The sequence below is a fragment of the Bacteroides sp. AF34-31BH genome, from assembly GCF_003602795.1.
Taxonomy (GTDB): domain Bacteria; phylum Bacteroidota; class Bacteroidia; order Bacteroidales; family Bacteroidaceae; genus Bacteroides; species Bacteroides uniformis.
This window is the reverse complement of record NZ_QTLV01000015.1, coordinates 67,890-86,348: the sequence shown is the minus strand read 5'-3', so window position 1 is coordinate 86,348 and position 18,459 is coordinate 67,890. Positions and strand designations below refer to the sequence as shown.

At 47.2% G+C, this 18,459-nt stretch carries 16 protein-coding genes and 1 riboswitch; of the genes, 5 read left to right on the top strand and 11 right to left on the bottom strand.

The genetic code is table 11. The features are described 5' to 3' along the window. Nucleotides 1-72 precede the first annotated feature (72 nt). The 3 genes from DWZ67_RS18105 to DWZ67_RS18095 all read left to right on the top strand — a co-directional run bounded on the left by DWZ67_RS18105 (nt 73) and on the right by DWZ67_RS18095 (nt 4,705). Nucleotides 73-762, top strand: a complete 690-nt coding sequence (locus tag DWZ67_RS18105) for a response regulator transcription factor (RefSeq protein WP_005835972.1) — start codon at nt 73-75, stop codon at nt 760-762. Beyond that, a complete protein-coding gene (locus DWZ67_RS18100) occupies nt 737-2,530 on the top strand; it encodes an ATP-binding protein (RefSeq protein ID WP_016273375.1) in 1,794 nt (597 codons plus the stop codon). The genes DWZ67_RS18105 and DWZ67_RS18100 overlap by 26 nt, the downstream gene beginning before the upstream one ends. 327 nt (nt 2,531-2,857) lie before the next feature. Continuing rightward, a riboswitch (cobalamin riboswitch) is annotated at nt 2,858-3,059 on the top strand. 272 nt (nt 3,060-3,331) lie between these two features. Beyond that, nucleotides 3,332-4,705 (top strand): tryptophanase, encoded by a 1,374-nt coding sequence (locus DWZ67_RS18095; RefSeq protein ID WP_005826739.1) that lies wholly within the window; start codon nt 3,332-3,334, stop codon nt 4,703-4,705. Between the two features lie 5 nt (nt 4,706-4,710). Here DWZ67_RS18095 and DWZ67_RS18090 read toward each other — a convergent pair whose 3' ends face one another. The 4 genes from DWZ67_RS18090 to mutY form a co-directional block, all read right to left on the bottom strand. After that, on the bottom strand, nt 4,711-5,340 hold the full coding sequence (locus DWZ67_RS18090) for a 4'-phosphopantetheinyl transferase family protein (protein ID WP_118264262.1): 630 nt from the start codon (nt 5,338-5,340) through the stop codon (nt 4,711-4,713). 29 nt (nt 5,341-5,369) lie between these two features. Next, nucleotides 5,370-6,719 carry a gliding motility-associated protein GldE gene (gldE, locus tag DWZ67_RS18085; RefSeq protein WP_005826743.1) on the bottom strand — a complete coding sequence of 450 codons (1,350 nt, stop codon included), beginning with the start codon at nt 6,717-6,719 and terminating at the stop codon, nt 5,370-5,372. Between the two features lie 23 nt (nt 6,720-6,742). Then, a complete protein-coding gene (locus tag DWZ67_RS18080; protein WP_005826745.1) occupies nt 6,743-7,198 on the bottom strand; it encodes a single-stranded DNA-binding protein in 456 nt (151 codons plus the stop codon). 72 nt (nt 7,199-7,270) lie between these two features. Beyond that, nucleotides 7,271-8,311, bottom strand: coding sequence for an A/G-specific adenine glycosylase (mutY, locus tag DWZ67_RS18075; protein ID WP_120139477.1), 1,041 nt, complete (start codon nt 8,309-8,311; stop codon nt 7,271-7,273). Nucleotides 8,312-8,468: 157 nt separating this feature from the next. On the opposite strand from mutY, the gene DWZ67_RS18070 reads away from it, so the two are divergent. Next, nucleotides 8,469-8,744 carry an HU family DNA-binding protein gene (locus DWZ67_RS18070; protein ID WP_005826750.1) on the top strand — a complete coding sequence of 92 codons (276 nt, stop codon included), beginning with the start codon at nt 8,469-8,471 and terminating at the stop codon, nt 8,742-8,744. A gap of 235 nt (nt 8,745-8,979) precedes the next feature. Further along, complete coding sequence (locus DWZ67_RS18065; protein WP_005826752.1) at nt 8,980-10,554, top strand: ribonuclease E/G; 1,575 nt, start codon at nt 8,980-8,982, stop codon at nt 10,552-10,554. 80 nt (nt 10,555-10,634) lie between these two features. Here DWZ67_RS18065 and DWZ67_RS18060 read toward each other — a convergent pair whose 3' ends face one another. The 7 genes from DWZ67_RS18060 to DWZ67_RS18030 all read right to left on the bottom strand — a co-directional run bounded on the left by DWZ67_RS18060 (nt 10,635) and on the right by DWZ67_RS18030 (nt 18,446). Next, nucleotides 10,635-11,807, bottom strand: coding sequence for an iron-containing alcohol dehydrogenase (locus DWZ67_RS18060; RefSeq protein ID WP_087332689.1), 1,173 nt, complete (start codon nt 11,805-11,807; stop codon nt 10,635-10,637). 8 nt (nt 11,808-11,815) lie between these two features. Further along, on the bottom strand, nt 11,816-12,748 hold the full coding sequence (locus DWZ67_RS18055) for a phosphatase PAP2 family protein (RefSeq protein ID WP_044467306.1): 933 nt from the start codon (nt 12,746-12,748) through the stop codon (nt 11,816-11,818). Continuing rightward, a complete protein-coding gene (locus DWZ67_RS18050) occupies nt 12,745-13,398 on the bottom strand; it encodes a CDP-alcohol phosphatidyltransferase family protein (RefSeq protein WP_005826758.1) in 654 nt (217 codons plus the stop codon). The genes DWZ67_RS18055 and DWZ67_RS18050 overlap by 4 nt, the downstream gene beginning before the upstream one ends. Beyond that, nucleotides 13,388-13,915 carry a GtrA family protein gene (locus tag DWZ67_RS18045; RefSeq protein WP_005826761.1) on the bottom strand — a complete coding sequence of 176 codons (528 nt, stop codon included), beginning with the start codon at nt 13,913-13,915 and terminating at the stop codon, nt 13,388-13,390. The genes DWZ67_RS18050 and DWZ67_RS18045 overlap by 11 nt, the downstream gene beginning before the upstream one ends. Beyond that, the gene (locus tag DWZ67_RS18040; protein ID WP_005826764.1) at nt 13,900-14,373 is read right to left on the bottom strand and encodes a phosphatidylglycerophosphatase A; all 474 of its coding nucleotides are present in this window, start codon (nt 14,371-14,373) and stop codon (nt 13,900-13,902) included. Before DWZ67_RS18040 ends, DWZ67_RS18045 begins: the two co-directional genes overlap by 16 nt. A gap of 138 nt (nt 14,374-14,511) precedes the next feature. Continuing rightward, the gene (locus DWZ67_RS18035) at nt 14,512-15,801 is read right to left on the bottom strand and encodes an inositol-3-phosphate synthase (protein WP_120139476.1); all 1,290 of its coding nucleotides are present in this window, start codon (nt 15,799-15,801) and stop codon (nt 14,512-14,514) included. A 107-nt stretch (nt 15,802-15,908) separates the two neighbouring features. Beyond that, nucleotides 15,909-18,446 carry a DUF5686 and carboxypeptidase-like regulatory domain-containing protein gene (locus tag DWZ67_RS18030; RefSeq protein WP_120139459.1) on the bottom strand — a complete coding sequence of 846 codons (2,538 nt, stop codon included), beginning with the start codon at nt 18,444-18,446 and terminating at the stop codon, nt 15,909-15,911. Nucleotides 18,447-18,459: the final 13 nt, after the last annotated feature.

Genomic DNA, 18,459 nt, shown 5'->3' with positions numbered 1-18,459 from the left:
ATAAAAAGAAATAAAGTTTAACTTTGTGACAAGAGAATTGTTTTATCCTTGTCATACATAAACAACAAAGCAATGAACGATTACCGGATTTTAGTAGTGGACGATGAAGAAGACTTATGTGAAATTCTGAAGTTCAACCTCGAAAACGAAGGCTACGAAGTGGATACGGCAAACTCCGCTGAAGAAGCTCTGAGAATGGACATTGGCAGCTACAGCCTGCTACTGCTGGACGTGATGATGGGAGAAATTTCCGGCTTCAAAATGGCGAGCATGCTGAAGAAGGACAAGAAGACAGCCCAGATACCCATCATCTTCATTACCGCCAAAGATACGGAAAATGACACCGTGACCGGTTTCAACCTGGGAGCGGACGACTACATATCCAAACCCTTCTCGCTGCGCGAAGTGGCGGCACGTGTCAAAGCCGTACTTAGACGCACCCGACAAGGAGAAACGGAACATGCACCGGAACAGATTGTCTACAAGACGCTGGTACTGGACATCATCAAGAAGAAAGTCTGCATTGACGGCGAAGAGGCACCGCTCACCAAAAAAGAATTTGAAATCTTATTGCTGCTTTTGCAGAATAAAGGACGCGTATTCTCGCGCGAGGATATACTGAACCGCATCTGGAGCGACGAAGTATATGTGCTGGACCGCACCATCGACGTGAACATCACACGCCTGCGCAAGAAAATCGGAGTTTATGGCAAATGTATCGTAACACGCTTGGGATATGGTTATTGTTTCGAAGCCGAATAACGACAGACACTTTCTGTCCTTCAGCCGGAAACTTTTCCTTTCGGTCATCTCGCTGTTCCTCGTATTCGCCGCCTGCTTCATCGCCTACCAGTATCAGCGGGAAAAGGAATACAAAGTGGAGCTGCTGGACATGCAGCTGCAAGATTATAACGACAGACTGCACCAGGAGCTTCGCTACCTCCCCGACAGCCTATGGACTTCCATGCTGGACAGCTACATCTCCAAGCATGTGAACAAGGAATTGCGCGTCACTGTGGTAGACCTTCATGGCAACGTATTGTTCGACAGCTCCCAGAACGACAGCCATGAACTGGACAACCACATCAAACGCCCCGAAGTGCAGAAAGCGCTGAAAGACGGCAAGGGCTACGACCTACGGCGCATCTCCGAAACCACCGGCAAGACCTATTTCTATTCTGCCACCGCCTACGAAGGCTGCATCATCCGCTCAGCCCTCCCCTACAACGTCAACCTGATGAACAATCTGGCTGCCGACCCACACTACATCTGGTTCACGGTCATTGTATCACTGCTGCTGATATCCGTCTTCTACAAATTCACCTCCAAACTGGGCAGCGCCATCAACCACCTGCGCGAGTTTGCCAAAAGAGCCGACAAGAACGAACCTATAGACATGGACATACAAGCCGCCTTTCCGCACAATGAGCTTGGAGAGATTTCGCAGCATATCATACAGATATACAAGCGCTTGCGCGAAACCAAAGAGGCGCTTTACATTGAGCGCGAAAAGCTTATCACCCATTTGCAAACCTCCCGCGAAGGACTGGGCGTATTCAACAGAGACAAAAAGGAGATATTGGTAAACAATCTGTTCACCCAATACGGCAATCTGATTTCAGACTCCAACCTGCAGACTACCGAAGAGATATTCTCCATCTGCGAATTCCAGAAGATAACGGATTTCATCAACAAGGCGCAGAAGCGCCCCTCCTACAACGAAGAACGAAGGATGTCCGTACACATCAACAAGAACGGACGCACCTTCATCGTGGAGTGCATCATCTTCCAAGACCTCAGCTTTGAAATTTCCATCAACGACATCACCCAGGAAGAAGAGCAAGTACGGCTGAAACGGCAGTTGACCCAGAACATCGCCCACGAGCTGAAAACCCCCGTAAGCAGCATACAAGGTTATCTGGAAACCATCGTGAACAACGAAAACATTGCACCCGAAAAGATGCAGGTCTTCCTGGAACGCTGCTACGCGCAAAGCAACCGCCTGAGCCGCCTGCTGCGCGACATATCCGTACTGACCCGCATGGACGAAGCCGCCAACATGATTGATATGGAAAAGGTGGACATCAGCATGCTGGTTTCAAACATCGTCAACGAAGTGTCCCTGGAACTGGAACAGAAGCAAATCACCGTTGTCAATTCCCTAAAACCGAAGATACAGTTGCGGGGCAACTACTCTCTACTCTACTCCATCTTCCGCAATCTCATGGACAACGCCATCGCTTATGCCGGCACCAACATACACATCAACATCAGTTGTTTCCGCGAAGACGAGAATTACTACTATTTCAGTTTTGCCGATACCGGCATCGGCGTTTCTCCCGAACATCTGAACCGTTTGTTCGAACGCTTCTACCGTGTAGACAAAGGACGCTCGCGCAAGTTGGGCGGCACCGGCTTGGGGCTCGCCATAGTGAAGAATGCAGTCCTTATTCACGGAGGCACCATCTCTGCCAAAAACAACCAAGGTGGAGGACTGGAGTTTGTATTCACACTGGCAAAAGAGAGATAACAGCCCGTTTTACCACACCAAACAAAATGCTTTGCATACCTCTGGAGAAGGTTCTTGTGGCAAGTGTGGCTTGTATTGGTATCTTTTCACCTTACCGACATGACGGATTGCTTAAATCGCCTTAAGTCACTATCAATCAGAGAGTAATTTTGCCAACCTATTGCCATGCTTTTGGCAAACTTTTGCCATACCTATGGCAAAGTTTTGCCAACGCGGTGACAAAGTCTTGCCAAGAGGGTGGCAAAACCTTGCCAATTTGTCGGCAAAAAGAAAGAGAGAGGGGAAGAAAATTTATCACTCATAGAATTGTTTTCTCAAAAAGAATCCGTATCTTTGTCATGCATTGGTTCGCTCCCCCTCTTCTGGGAAAGCGATTAAAAGGGAATCAGGTGTAAATCCTGGACAGTCCCGCTGCTGTAAGTTTCGTGCAACGTTGCAGACAATTACTCTATGCCACTGGAATATTCTTCCGGGAAGGCGCCTGCAACAGAAACAAGTCAGAAGACCTGCCATGCATACTTTATCATTGCTTTCGAGGAAAAAGCGTTGAGTCTAATGAGCCGGACAAACCGTCCATCATTTCATTCATCAAACCTAATTCAGAGAAAGTAAAGAAGGTAATAAACTCTGCCAAGTTTATTTGATGATGTCCGGCCGAAGTGATTTCGTCCGGACATTTACATTACAAAAAGTCATATTTAAATTGGTTATTACATAGATTTTACCTAAATTCGGCACATTAAACCGCAATAATCGGTTTATCCGTTAACCTATTGTCAAATTATTAAAGATACAGAGTCTATGGAATTACCATTTGCCGAAGCATGGAAAATCAAAATGGTGGAACCTATCCGTAAAAGTACCCGCCAGGAACGCGAACAATGGCTGAAAGAAGCCCACTACAACGTATTCCAACTCAAATCGGAACAAGTTTATATCGACCTCATCACCGACTCAGGTACCGGCGCCATGAGCGACCGCCAATGGGCAGGCATGATGCTGGGTGACGAAAGCTATGCCGGAGCCACCTCATTCTTCAAACTGAAAGAAGTCATCACCCGCCTCACCGGATTTGAATACATTATCCCCACCCACCAGGGACGCGCTGCCGAAAATGTACTCTTCTCCTACTTGGTGCACGAGGGCGACATTGTGCCGGGAAACTCCCATTTCGACACCACCAAAGGACATATCGAGGGACGCCGGGCATTGGCTCTGGACTGCACCATAGACGAAGCCAAACAGACACAGCTGGAAATTCCCTTCAAAGGCAATGTAGACCCTAAAAAACTGGAAAAAGCATTACAGGAACATAGCGAACGGATACCGTTCGTCATCGTCACCATAACCAACAACACTGCAGGCGGCCAGCCGGTTTCCATGCAGAACCTGCGCGAAGTCCGCGCCATTGCCGACAAGTACGGCAAGCCCGTTCTCTTTGACTCGGCACGCTTTGCGGAAAATGCCTACTTCATCAAAATGAGAGAAGAAGGTTACCGCAACAAGAGCATAAAGGAAATTACCCGCGAGATGTTTGACCTTGCCGACGGTATGACGATGAGTGCCAAAAAAGACGGTATTGTCAACATGGGCGGATTCATAGCCACCCGCCGGAAAGACTGGTATGAAGGTGCCAAAGGCTTCTGCGTGCAGTTCGAAGGCTACCTTACTTACGGAGGCATGAACGGTCGTGACATGAACGCCCTTGCCATCGGCCTGGATGAAAATACTGAATTTGACAATCTGGAAACCCGCATTCACCAGGTGGGCTATCTAGCCATGAAACTGGATGAGTACGGGATACCCTACCAACGTCCCGCAGGCGGCCATGCCATATTTGTGGATGCCCCCAAAGTGCTGACACATGTGCCCAAAGAAGAATTCCCGGCACAAACACTGACCGCTGAGCTCTATCTGGAAGCAGGCATACGCGGCTGCGAAATCGGGTATCTGCTGGCAGACCGCGACCCGGTGACCCGCGAAAACCGCTTCAACGGCCTGGACTTGCTCCGGCTTGCCATCCCCCGCCGCGTGTATACCAACAACCACATGGATGTGGTGGCAGCCGCTTTGAAAAATGTATATGACAAACGGGAAAGTATTACCCGCGGAGTGCGCATCACCTGGGAAGCTCCGTTGATGAGACACTTCACGGTACAACTGGAAAGGCTGTAAGAGATTTACAGACTCAATGTCAAGACAAAATCCGGAAACAAATAATAATGAATAGTGAACCGGCGTTTCTCCACCGTACGATATTCTTCGGCGGAGAATACGCCGCTTTCATTTACAGCAAAAGGCAGAATGCGCATGTGCCCGCGAAAATCAACCTCGGAAGCATTCAGGCATTTGAACATGGTCTCCTTAGCCGACCAGTGCAGCAACAGTGACCAAGTGTCGGTTCCGCGAAACACGGATGGCTGTTCATCTTCGCGCATGAATTTATGCGCCACCTTCCTTACCCGTTCACCATACTGCTCGATGTCAACACCCACTTCCCGACCCGGCAATCCCAAGACAACAGCCACATAACCTTTCGTATGCGAAATACTGATAGAGGCAGAGTCATCTGCCAGATAAGGTTTCCCACTGGGATGATAGGCAATCTCTTTCTCTTCTCCCGACAGAGTATAAAGCAATACGCGGACAGCCAGCCACTCCAAACGGCGGTGTGCCGCGGTGAAGCGCCGCATACCTTCCCGGTATACTTCCTGATGAGGAAGCATGGCTAGCAATTCCTCTGGAGATTCCTCCGTTTTCCAAATTCCCCATCGGCAGGGAAGAGCGGTATGTTGTAAGAAGAGGGGCACGGAACAATTTAAAAATTAATAATTAAAAATTAAAGGGAAGAAGAGTTGGGTTCTGCCGGGGCATTTACTGTGAACTTCACTTTCAGGATACGGCGGTTGTCCATCTCCAGCACCTCAAACTCATAACGGCCGTAGGTCACCTTTTCATGGAGAGCAGGAAATTCCCCCTTCAGTTCCAGCAGAAGTCCGGCAAGCGTATCGGCATCCCCTGCCACCTCATCGAACGTTTCCTCGTCTATCTTCGTTATTTTATAGAAATCGGTCAGCTGGGTCTTGGCTTCAAATACCCAAGTGTGGTCATTCAGTACGGCATATGTACGTTCTTCATCATCGTATTCGTCATGAATTTCGCCCACAATCTCCTCAATAATGTCCTCCATGGTGACAATGCCCGACGTACCGCCGAACTCATCGACCACAATGGCTATATGAATCTTGTTTGCCTGGAAATCGCGCAGCAAATCATCAATCATCTTGGTTTCGGGCACAAAATAGGCGGGCCGGATAAGCGACTGCCAACGGAAATTATCCCCTTTGTTCAGATGGGGAAGCAAATCCTTGATATAAAGTACCCCCTTGATATTGTCACGGCTATCCGCATAGATGGGAATACGGGAGTAGACATTCTCTACGATGCACTTCACCACATCTTTGAAAGGGGTACGGATATCCAGGTCCACCACATCAAGGCGAGAGGTCATGACCTCCTTGGCCGTTTCCCCGCCAAAGCGGATGATACCTTCCAGAATATTATTCTCCTCCGAAAGCTCTGCCTTGTCGGTCAGCTCCAACGCATGCGAGAGTTCATCGACCGATATGTTATGGTTCTTGCGGACCATATGCTTGTTCAGGAAAGAAGTGGAACGCACCAGCATGGATGCCATCGGATAGAATACGGAACGGCAAAACGTGATACCGGGAGCGGCGAAGCGGCAAAAAGCCAGCGTCTTCTGAGCCGAATATATCTTAGGCATGATTTCACCGAAAAGCAACAGCAAAAATGTAAGGACTACTGTCAGAATGAGGAACTCTGCAATGGGAGAATGAAATTGGAACACATTCATAAAGAAGAAGTTGCAGAGCATGATTATGGTTACATTCACGAAGTTGTTCGTAATCAGAATCGTTGCCAACAAACGTTCGCTGTTGTCCAGCAGATTACTGATTTTCTCATCCGAAGGATGCTTTCTCTCCGCTATTGCATTCAGGTCTGACGGAGAAAGAGAGAAAAAGGCTATTTCGGAAGCTGATGCAAAACCGGAAACAAGCAAAAGCAAACCTGCCAACACAATGGCTACAACGGCCGAAATAGAAGGAGTCTGTACGGATATACCGTTAAAAACATCTGCCAACTGGCATAAATAAGCGTCTGGGTCCAAAGATTTTGGTTTTAGTTAAACAATTAGAACGGCAAGTCGTCCGTCGGGTTATCTTGTGCAGGGGCAGCCTGCGGTTGTACTGGTTGTTGTGGCTGGGGGGCGGCTCCCGCCTGCGGCGCATAAGGGCCAGCACCGGGAGTTGCCGTTCTCGGAGTCAGCATCTCCATATTGTCGACAAATATCTCAGTCACATAACGCTTGATGCCTCCCTGGTCATCGTAAGAACGGGTACGTATCTTACCTTCCACGTAAAGCTTATCGCCTTTATGCACATATTTCTCAACGATTTCGCCTAAACGGCCACGGAATATCAGGTTATGCCATTCGGTACGGTCCGGAATCTGCGTACCATTCTGCAAAGTGTATCCTTTCTCCGTAGTGGCCAAAGAAAGCTGGGCAACACAGTTTCCACCTTCATAATAGGTTATTTTAGGGTCTTGTCCCACATTTCCTATCAATATCACTTTATTTACTGACATAAGCTTCTATTTTATTAATTTGCTGCCAAAATTAACGAGAATATTCACACCATGCAAGAATACGAACAACTTTTATACATATTTCTCCAAGAAAGCATGTATCAGCCGGGGTACCGCATAACGGTCCAAATCTTCGACTGCAACCCGTTGGTAACTTGAGAAGGAGCTCGAATTATCGGGCAGAGTAACCTCGTAGAAGTTGGTGTAAATCACTCTGTGGGACAATACATGCTTCACCCCCCGAAGCAGTGTACGGACCATCCGCACCTCTCCCTCTGCAAACAGCGCGTGAAACTGCGGACATGCCAGAAATTCCTCTTCGGATAAATCTTTTTCCGTTTCAACCAGAGGCAATTCAAAGAGATTTTTCCAGATATCGTCCTCCGTCCTCTTATGTATCAAGGTATGCGCGCCCATGCGTACATATATATAATTAAAATAGCGGTTGGTGGTCTTGGTTCTGTGCTGCTTCACGGGCAGTTGCTGCACTTTTCCTTCAGACAATGCCCGGCAGCTGCCGGACAAAGGGCAAAACAGACAGTTGGGCGACTGCGGCGTACACTGCACGGCTCCGAAGTCCATAATTGCCTGGTTATAATCTGCCGGCCTGGATTTATCGAGCACCTCTCCCGCCAAAGCGGTAAAAGTCTTTTTCCCTTCAGTAGAATCAATGGGAACATCAATGCCGAAATAGCGGGAAAGCACCCGATACACATTCCCGTCGACCGCCGGATAAGGCATATCATAGGCAAAGGAGCAGATGGCCGCTGCCGTATAATCCCCCACTCCCTTCAAGGCACGTACCTCTGCATAGGTTTTCGGAAATGTACCCTTCATGCTTTTGGCTGCGGCATGCAGGTTGCGGGCACGCGAATAGTACCCCAGGCCCTGCCAATATTTCATCACTTCGTCCTCGGACGCAGCAGCCAGCGACGCCACATCCGGGAAGCGTTTTATGAAACGCAGAAAGTACTCATACCCCTGCGCCACTCTTGTCTGTTGTAAGATGATTTCAGAAATCCATATCAGATAAGGGTCCGTGGTATTTCGCCACGGAAGGTCGCGTTTGTTCTCCGCATACCAGTCCAACAATGTTCCGCTAAAAATATTCATGCTGCAAAAATACTTCATTTTCAGCCTAACAAAGCTTAATGCCAAGACTTTTTTAGAAAATTGTCCGAAATATATTTTTTAGAGCCACGGAAAAGCTATATATTTGCAGTCCAAAAAATTAGGAAAACTATAGTAATAATATTTTTTTTAAAGAAAAATGACTAAAGCTGATATTGTAAACGAAATTACAAAGAACACCGGAATTGATAAGACAACCGTACTTACAACCGTTGAAGCATTCATGGACGCAGTAAAGGCATCTTTATCCAAAGATGAAAATGTTTACCTCCGCGGGTTTGGTAGTTTTGTAGTGAAGAAAAGAGCTCAGAAAACTGCTCGCAACATCTCCAAGAACACTACAATAATCATTCCGGAACATAACATTCCGGCATTTAAGCCTGCAAAAACGTTCACCCTCTCAGTGAAGAAATAATAAACAATAGTATTAACCCATAAAAATTTTGAAGCTATGCCAAGCGGAAAGAAGAAAAAAAGACATAAAATGTCTACGCACAAGCGTAAAAAAAGACTAAGAAAGAACAGACATAAAAGCAAAAAGTAATTTTTAGTCTGAAGGACAAAATAAAGAACAAACTTGTGAAGCAAAATGTCTCGCGGGTTTGTTCTTTGTTTAAGTAGTAAATAGAATCATTTAAAAGCCAATTATTGTGACAAGCGAACTCGTTGTAGACGTACAGCCCAAAGAGGTATCCATTGCACTGCTTGAAGACAAGCAGCTGGTGGAACTCCAGAGCGAAGGAAGAAATATCTCCTTTTCGGTGGGCAACATGTATTTGGGACGCGTCAAGAAATTGATGCCCGGCCTGAATGCCTGCTTCGTGGACGTGGGTTACGAGAAAGACGCTTTTCTTCATTATCTGGACCTGGGTCCTCAATTTAACTCGTTAGAGAAGTACGTAAAGCAAACTTTAAGCGACAAGAAGAAGCTGAATCCCATTACCAAAGCAACCATACTTCCCGACCTTGAAAAGGACGGAACGGTTTCCAACACACTCAAGGTGGGACAAGAAGTAGTGGTGCAGATTGTCAAGGAACCTATCTCTACCAAAGGGCCGCGACTGACTTCCGAGCTTTCCTTTGCCGGAAGATACCTCGTGCTGATTCCCTTCAATGACAAGGTTTCCGTATCACAAAAAATTAAATCGAGCGAAGAGCGCGCACGCCTCAAGCAACTGCTGATGAGTATCAAGCCGAAAAACTTCGGCGTCATCGTCCGCACCGTGGCCGAAGGAAAACGTGTTGCCGAACTCGACGGAGAGCTTAAAGTATTACTGAAACATTGGGAAGATGCCATTACAAAAGTACAGAAGGCCACCAAATTTCCGACACTGATTTACGAAGAAACCAGCCGTGCCGTAGGACTGTTGCGCGACTTGTTCAATCCTTCCTTCGAAAACATCCACGTGAACAACGAGGCTGTGTACCACGAAATCAAGGATTACGTAACCCTCATCGCCCCTGAACGGGCAGGAATCGTGAAGCTGTACAAAGGTCAACTCCCCATTTACGACAATTTTGGTATCACCAAACAAATCAAGTCATCATTCGGCAAGACCATTTCATACAAAAGTGGTGCCTACCTGATTATTGAGCATACTGAGGCGCTTCACGTAGTAGACGTGAACAGCGGTAACCGCACCAAGAATGCCAACGGGCAGGAGGCCAACGCACTGGAAGTGAATCTGGGCGCAGCCGACGAACTGGCACGCCAGCTCAGACTAAGGGATATGGGTGGTATCATCGTAGTGGACTTCATCGACATGAATGAAGCCGAAAACCGACAGAAGCTTTACGAACGTATGTGTGCCAACATGCAGAAAGACAGAGCACGTCACAACATCCTGCCGCTCAGTAAATTCGGACTGATGCAGATTACACGCCAGCGTGTACGCCCGGCTATGGATGTAAATACGACGGAAACCTGCCCCACCTGCTTCGGTAAAGGCACCATCAAATCGTCCATCCTCTTTACGGACACCTTAGAGAGTAAGATTGACTACCTGGTCAACAAATTGAAGATAAAGAAATTCTCGTTACACATCCACCCGTACATCGCAGCCTACGTCAATCAGGGACTCGTCTCCCTGAAACGGAAGTGGCAGATGAAGTACGGATTCGGTATCAAGATTATTCCAAACCAGAAATTAGCATTCCTGGAATATGTATTCTACGACCTGCAAGGGGAAGAGATAGACATGAAGGAAGAAATCGAAATCAAATAAAAAAGACGGCGAAGGGTATTTATCTTCGCCGTCTTTTTTATCTCTTGCTTTGGGGGAGCTCTCCTCAAACATGCCTTCCGCTATAAAGCCAAACGATAGATTTCCCTGCAATCAGTCATGGTCAGCTTCACGTAGTTGCCAAGCAGTTCGCCTTTATTGCGCCGCAGACTGACGAGCATACGGTCTATATCGGGATGCTCGATACCCAACTCCTTAAAGCTAACCGGCAAGCCCATGTAACGGAAAAAGTGTTTCAGTCGGGCAGTACCTGCCAAAGCCATCTCTTCCAAATCTTCGGACTTGGGTATATCAAAAACACGATGGGCAAACTGGGCTATCTTTGCCGGATTATGTTCCGCCATAAAAGCCATCCAGGCAGGGAAGATTACAGCCAAGCCGGCACCGTGGGCTACATTATAGATAGCACTGATTTCATGTTCCAGTGCATGGGATGCCCAGTCTTCCTCACGCCCTACCCCACAAGTTCCGTTATGCGCCACAGTGCCACACCACATAATGTTGGCACGCGCGGCATAGTTGTCCGGTTGCTGTTTCACCCGGTAAGCTTCTTTAATGATAGCTGTCAAGGTACCTTCACAAAGCCGGTCGCTGATTTCCACATCCGGTGTATTCGTGAAGTAACGCTCCATGATGTGAGCCATCATGTCGGCAATACCACAAGCCGTCTGATAAGCCGAAAGGGTGTAGGTCAGTTCAGGATTCATGATGGAAAATACGGGACGCAAATGCTCGGGGGCACAGAGCCCCAGCTTTTGGAGTGTCTCTGTCTTGGTAATTACCGTATTGCCCGAACCTTCGCTTCCGGCAGCCGGGATAGTCAGCACCACGGCTACTTTCAACGCTTTCTCCACCTTGGCACGACCGATAAAGAAATCCCAAAAGTCACCATCATAGAGGGCTCCGGCAGCAATGGCCTTTGCCGTATCTATGACCGAACCACCTCCCACAGGAAGCATCATATCCACCTGCTCACGACGGCAAAGCTGAATACCTTCGTATACCTTCCCGTCAATGGGATTGGGCTGGACACCTCCCATTTCGCAATAAGCCACACCGGCTTCCTGCAAGGATTGCTTCACTCTATCCAGCAGACCACTCCGTACAACAGAACCGCCTCCATATACTATCATCACCTTTTGTGCACCATACTTACGTGCCAATGCACCGACTTGCACTTCAGTATTCTTGCCAAAGACAAACTCTGTAGGACTATAAAAAACAAAATTATTCATTGTATACCTTATTTAATGTATCGACTGTATCTTTCAAAGAAGCGTCCGAACGCTCCCCACTTCATCAGTCCTTTCTCAAAAACAAAAATACCCAGCAATGCACAAGAGATGCCCAGCATCACATCAATCAGATAATGGTGTCCCGAATAGACAGCCGTCCACCAGATACCGACCATAATCACCGCAAACAACGCTATCAACCACTTTTTGCTGCGGTCCATAACCGCGTAGGCCAAAGCCACCACCATATAGGCGGCATGGAGCGAGGGCACTGCTGCAAATACATTGGCATTCCTTCCGTAAATGGAGTTGAAGATGGAGCATCCCAGCAATTCGTCAAAACGTCCTAAGCCGGCCACATTGCCCGGAGTGTCGAGTATCGGCTCGAAACCATAATTCATGGCATACCAGGGCGGAGCAGCGGGATGGATGTAATAGCCGGCAAAACCGATGAGATTAACCAGCAGGAACACCATCGCAAAACGAAGATATACCTTACGGTCACCCTTCAGATAGAGCCACACCCCGAATGCAATGGGAACCGGTACCCAACAGAGATAGAATATCCCGGCAAAGAAATCGGCAACAGGACAATGGTTCAAAGCAAAATACTCACAAGGGATAAGGACAGCACCGTCTACAGACAAGCCAAAAAGGGATTTTTCTGCCTCATAAAGTCCTTTTACATCAATGGGATTCACCTGGTAATTGGGATATACGCGCATCCAGTCATACGAAATGCCGAATATGAAAAACGGCAACAGCGCCACTGCCAACTTACGGGTTGTCTGTCCGGCAAAGAACAATAACAGAAATACCCCCGCCATCAGGAAATGTTCCGGACGAAGCCCGATACAGACCGCTGTCAGAATCAGGAAAAACGCTGTGATGACAATCACCAGCACTGCCTCTCTCACAGAGGGAAACAAACTATTTTTCATTCCTTGTCTTTCAGTAGTTTATAGCAATGCGCCAAGCGGGCAAATGCCGTCAAATTCGCCAATATTGCAATCACTGCCATAGGCACAATTAGTATCAGCATCGGGTCGAACAAGGTACAATCACCAAAGATACCGCAGAACATGGCACCGAGGGCAGTCAGCACAACGCGTTCGGGACGCTGCATGAAACCGACTTTACACTCCAGCCCCAAACCTTCGGCACGGGCACGCACGTAACTCACCATCAGCGAACCTATCAGCGCAATGAATGTAATGATGGAGCCCCACAAATAGCCTTGCAGCATCAGGTAATAGAAGATGCCGAACAATGTCACGAGCTCGCTGTAACGGTCGAGTACGGAGTCGTAGAGCGCACCGAAAGTAGAACTCATTTTACCCACGCGTGCCACACGTCCGTCCATCATGTCAAACAACCCGGCAAAGAGCACAATACCGCCTCCCCAGCCTACATAGGCCAGTTCACCACTCTTGTACACCCCGGCATACACAAACAAGGCAGCCGCCACGATATTCAGCACCAGCCCCGTAGTCGTAATAAAGTTAGGCGTAATGCCAATTCTAATCATACCATGCACCACAGGATTGATAATCTTGTATATCACCTGCTGCAACCAATCTCTATAATTCATATTCGTCTTTTTTGTTCTCTAAATAATGTTTCAGAAAGCCTTTTATATTGTGATTACGATAAACGAAAAAACGTTGCAGATGGTAGTTCCAAAAAAAAGCTACCAGCACTGCTACAATTATCTTTGACAGAATAAATACATTGTCGATATAATATCCCAACAATCCATTGACCCATGTCATGCCCGTAAGCCACTCGGTCAGTGCAAAAGTGCCCCAGGTATTCAGTATAATGCTGCCTCCCCAGACAAAGAGATATTTCACGGCAACATGCGTTTTCTTACAGTCTTCGGCATGGAACACCCATCCGTAATTAATGGCACAGTTTACAATGCCTCCTACCACGGAACCCGTGAATGTGGCATAAAGATAAAAAACAGCAAAAGCCTTTACCAGAAGGATAGTCACCAGAAAATCGACAAAGCTTGCGAATTGCGCAGAAATCTGGGCCTTGAAGAAGATCCAGACAGAATGGCGCCACGACACACCTTTGCCATTTGATTTCAACTGATTATCCATCTTGCCACAATCAAAATTATAAATCCGTAGACTCCAGACAGAATATCGTCCATCATTACCCCGATTCCACCCGGCAGACTTTCCATACGGCGAATGCCCAAGGGCTTGAATATATCAAACAAACGGAACAAGACAAATGCTCCCAATGCATACCATACATGTCCGGCGGGCGCCGCAAGCAAGGCAATCCACACACCGACCATTTCATCGACCACCACGCGCGAAGGGTCTTCGCCCCAAGATGCCTCCAGGCGGTTAGCAGCCCAGATACCGGCAAGTGTAAATACCAAAATCAATGCTACTGTCAGCCACAAAAGGCAGGCACTTGAAACCAGATAAGACAACCCGAACCAGATAAGCGTAGCCAGCAAAGCTCCCGCAGTGCCGGGTGCAAAAGGAGAAAAGCCCGAGCCAAAGCCCGTACCGATAATAACTGGGAGGAGGGAGGGTTTCTTCATCAAAAAAGTAATAAGGTGATAAATGCGATAAAAACGGTAAAATGACAAATAAATAAAGTGATAAAAGTGATAAAGTGGTAAAGTGCTATCACTCTATCACCTTACCACCTTATTTTTTATCACCTTATCACAGTTTTTTTAGTCCAAGTAACTCGGTGCTGTCTCACCCACCATGTTGCGGAGAGTTTCTTTCACCATACGCCATTGTTGGAACAAATCGTGTACCGGTTCATGCTCGAAGTCGTGCATCGGACTCTTGCAGAAGAAAGACAGCCAAGTCTGGATGCCGCACATGCCTGCACGCAATGCCAAGTCACTGAAAATTACCAGGTCGAGCGCGATGGGAGCAGCGAGAATGGAGTCGCGGCACAAGAAGTTAACCTTGATTTCCATCGGATAACCCATCCAGCCGAAAATATCGATGTTGTCCCATGCTTCCTTGTTGTCCTTGCGGGGAGGATAGTAGTTGATGCGTACCTTATGATATACATCACCGTACAAGTCAGGATATTTTTCCGGTTCGAAGATATTGTCGATAACAGACAGCTTGCTGACCTCTTTTGTCTTGAAGTTCTCCGGTTGGTCGAGTACCTCGCCGTCACGGTTACCCAGAATGTTCGTAGAGAACCAGCCGCTTACACCCAGCATACGGGTCTTGAACATCGGAGCAAGCACCGTCTTCATCAAAGTCTGGCCGCTCTTGAAGTCCTTACCGGAAATGGGCACGTTCATCTTCTTGGAGAATTCCCACATAGCCGGAGTGTCCACACAGAGATTAGGAGCACCCATAATGAACGGAGCGCCTTCTGCAATGGCAGCGTATGCATAGCACATGCTCGGAGAGATTACTTCAGTATTGTTTTCCTTCATCGCCTGCTCCAAAGCAGCGAGAGATTCGTGCTCCTTGGACAGCGGAATATAGATTTCGGTACTTGCAGCCCACAACACAGCAATACGTTCGCAGTTATTGGCTGCCTTGAAGTTACGGATATCCTCGCGCAACTGTTCTGTCATATCCCAACGGGTAGCAGCATTCTTTATGTGTGTACCGTTCAAACGTTTTGCGAAATTGTGGTCGAATGCAGCAGGCATCGGCTTGATGGCCTGCAATTCGTCTTTCACCAGATTCAGGTCTTTTTCTTTCAAAACCTCGGCATACATAGCAGCTTCGTAGGCGTTGTCCGGGAAAATGTCCCAACCTCCGAAAACGATATCGTTCAAATCAGCCAAAGGCACTATGTCTTTGATAAGTTTTTCTTTGCCGTCTTGCATGCGCATAGCAGCCATTTGTGTAATTGAGCCTATAGCTTTTGCCAAGCCCTTGCGAGCAGCTAATGTACCAGTAATCATGGTAGTTGCAACCGCACCACCTACTCCGACTACCAACACGCCAAGACGTCCGGTTGCCGGCTTAATGTTTTCTTTCATTGCCATTGTATTATTTAGAGTTTAAAAAATTGCTCAAATTTAGGGTATTTTACTCAATTGGGATTAGTCATTTTATCCGATTTAGTGTCCTATTAGTAAGATTTAAGTTAAAATGTCATATGCAGACTAATTCTAAGTCCGGATTTGTCGATATTTGGTAAATTTCGGTAAGTCAGACGCCATACATAATCGATACGCAATACCTTAAGAATGTTTTCAATGCCTACGCCTGCCTCTACATACGGCGTATGCCTCATGGTAGTACTGCCAACGGGAAAACGGAACAAATCCTGCTGAAAAGCCGGATTATTCTTATCACTCAAATTCCCATACAAGCCGCGACAGGAAAGCACTTCACGCCATTTCAACTTTTTCAACAAAGGAACACGGTTGAAAAGCCAGCCGTTCAAGTAATAAGTCACATCCCAAGAAGCGTACTCATCGTTCATGAATTCCATAGCATTCATCAATGAATAAGACTCAGGCTGTATAGTATATGACAAGTTCGCATTGGGAATGATGAGCAGAGGGAAAGGAACCTTATTCCAGACTTTTCCGGCCTTCAGGATAACATCCGTATAACCGAATGCCGAGAACCAGAAACGTTTTTGAAAGCCGGCTTCCGTGTAATGATAGGTATAGTCTCCCCCAAATACCCCTTTGGCAGCCATGGTATGCGTAAGCGAAAAGACCGGAGCATCCAATGACACGGGGAAGCGGTTCCATTGAGTCTGGAAGAACTTCTCGTTGGGAGCATAGCGCAACTTCAGTTCCAGCTCACTGGTTGAAATGTTTTTCACATACGTATGCTGCGCATCCTGCTTGATGAAAGGAATCAGATGGGACGATTCATCCTTACGCAGACGCGTAGTCATCTGGATGGAAAAGCCGGAATGGAACTCATTGGTATAGGTCAGCTCCGCCTTTCGCTGATAACCTATACGGTCATCCTTCTGGCGTTTCAAGGCAAGAAAAACATTGTCCTGACTGGTATAAAGATAGTGTTGTCCATATTGATTGACATCTGACAAATAACGCAATTTTAACGAATGTATGGGAAATTCATTGGCATACTCCTTCTTCTTATGAAATGAATATTCCAACTCGGCAAGTCCTTTCACACGATGGTCACGGAAACCATATGCCATATATCCTCTACCGAATAAATGTGGATTGAGCCATGCTGTCGTCATACCTCCGGCACGCAGACGCACCCCTTCCAAAGTATTTCCACTAATAGTAGTATTCATCATACCAATATAAAACAAAGGTTCTTTTTCCTTCGGAGCGGGAATATAACCCGTAAACAGCACTTTCAGAACCTTTTCCGTCCAAAAATAAACAGGGTAGCTGCGCAGTTGGGCCATCATCTTGTCCACCGAAGTTTCCTTTTCACTAACCTCTACCTGCCGGTTAGCATCCCAATATGCTTCCGAATAGGTTGAAGCCGATGCCTCTTCAATCACCTTTTCCGGCCTCCGGAAAGCCTGCAAAGCCTTGTCATCCGGTTCATACTGATAGTTTCTGTAATACACATCTCGCTTGGCATAAATGCCGTCGCTATTATCCACCAACTTAAATTCCGTAGTAATGCTTTCGTTGAGTAGCTGCCGCGTGCCGTCTTCCGCACGGTCAAAATTCTGTTCAATCTTCATGTAATCCACAAAGTTCAGATTGATTTTCCGGGGAAAGTTCATGACGGCGCGCCTTACAAAATAGGTACTGTCCAGCATAACGTACAAATGTCCCGTAAAACCGAACGACTCGGAATTGAAAGGAACAAATGTCAAATCAACACAAGGCTTTCCGGCAACGGTAAGCGTATCCATCAGATAATATTTGTAGAAAGACGGGCCAAGGGAAGAAAGCGGACTGACAAATTTATTGGTGAACAAGGTTATGTTGTTCTCATAGAGGTCTACATCGGTCATGGTGACACTGATGGCCTGCTCCATACCCTGCTGGGAAAGCATCTCGTCCACTCCTGCCTGCCTGCGGGCAGTGACCCACTGTTTCCGGCTGTGCGGAGACTTGCGGTAATAGTCTGTGGCAAGCAACTCACGGTTGGAGATGGCCAGTACCGGCTTACCGGTGACAGCAGAGGTGTCAACGTAATCCGTCAGAAACTTGAATTTACGGTAAAGCCACTTCTGCTGCTTCAAACTGTCGAAGTTATTGATGGCAAAAGTCATCTTTTCGTAGCGGTCACGTTTCCAGAAGTCGCGTTCGTCGGGCGAGTAGTCATCCCGATGTTCTATCATCTTGCGTACAAACTCCACTGCGGGATTATCCTTTTTCTTATACCGTTCACGCTTCGGCTTCACCACCACCTCATCCAGCGCATAAGTGGCAGGTGAAAGAGCGACATTGAACCTCGCAGCTCTGGCAGGATGTATCAGCCGGACATATTCATTATAGCCCACAGCCGAAACGACCAGCGTGGCCTCCGGGCGATAAGTCTTGAAGGAAAAACGACCGTTATTATCCGTCATCCCTCCCTCCGTAGTTCCTTTCAGATAAACTGACGTATAAGGCAATGGCTCCTTCGTCAACGAATCGGTGACAACGCCTTGCACCATATATTGTGCTCTCAATGGAAGAGTAACCAGCTGGATAAGCAGAAATACCCTAAAAAACAACTTCATACCTTGTTTTACC

Coding starts and splice junctions, on each gene's coding strand:
- DWZ67_RS18105 (WP_005835972.1), top strand. CDS start 73: ATGAACGATTACCGGATTTTAGTAGTGGACGATGAAGAAGACTTATGT.
- DWZ67_RS18100 (WP_016273375.1), top strand. CDS start 737: ATGGTTATTGTTTCGAAGCCGAATAACGACAGACACTTTCTGTCCTTC.
- DWZ67_RS18095 (WP_005826739.1), top strand. CDS start 3,332: ATGGAATTACCATTTGCCGAAGCATGGAAAATCAAAATGGTGGAACCT.
- DWZ67_RS18080 (WP_005826745.1), bottom strand. CDS start 7,198: ATGTCAGTAAATAAAGTGATATTGATAGGAAATGTGGGACAAGACCCT.
- mutY (WP_120139477.1), bottom strand. CDS start 8,311: ATGAATATTTTTAGCGGAACATTGTTGGACTGGTATGCGGAGAACAAA.
- DWZ67_RS18070 (WP_005826750.1), top strand. CDS start 8,469: ATGACTAAAGCTGATATTGTAAACGAAATTACAAAGAACACCGGAATT.
- DWZ67_RS18060 (WP_087332689.1), bottom strand. CDS start 11,807: ATGAATAATTTTGTTTTTTATAGTCCTACAGAGTTTGTCTTTGGCAAG.
- DWZ67_RS18055 (WP_044467306.1), bottom strand. CDS start 12,748: ATGAAAAATAGTTTGTTTCCCTCTGTGAGAGAGGCAGTGCTGGTGATT.
- DWZ67_RS18050 (WP_005826758.1), bottom strand. CDS start 13,398: ATGAATTATAGAGATTGGTTGCAGCAGGTGATATACAAGATTATCAAT.
- DWZ67_RS18045 (WP_005826761.1), bottom strand. CDS start 13,915: ATGGATAATCAGTTGAAATCAAATGGCAAAGGTGTGTCGTGGCGCCAT.
- DWZ67_RS18040 (WP_005826764.1), bottom strand. CDS start 14,373: ATGAAGAAACCCTCCCTCCTCCCAGTTATTATCGGTACGGGCTTTGGC.
- DWZ67_RS18035 (WP_120139476.1), bottom strand. CDS start 15,801: ATGAAAGAAAACATTAAGCCGGCAACCGGACGTCTTGGCGTGTTGGTA.
- DWZ67_RS18030 (WP_120139459.1), bottom strand. CDS start 18,446: ATGAAGTTGTTTTTTAGGGTATTTCTGCTTATCCAGCTGGTTACTCTT.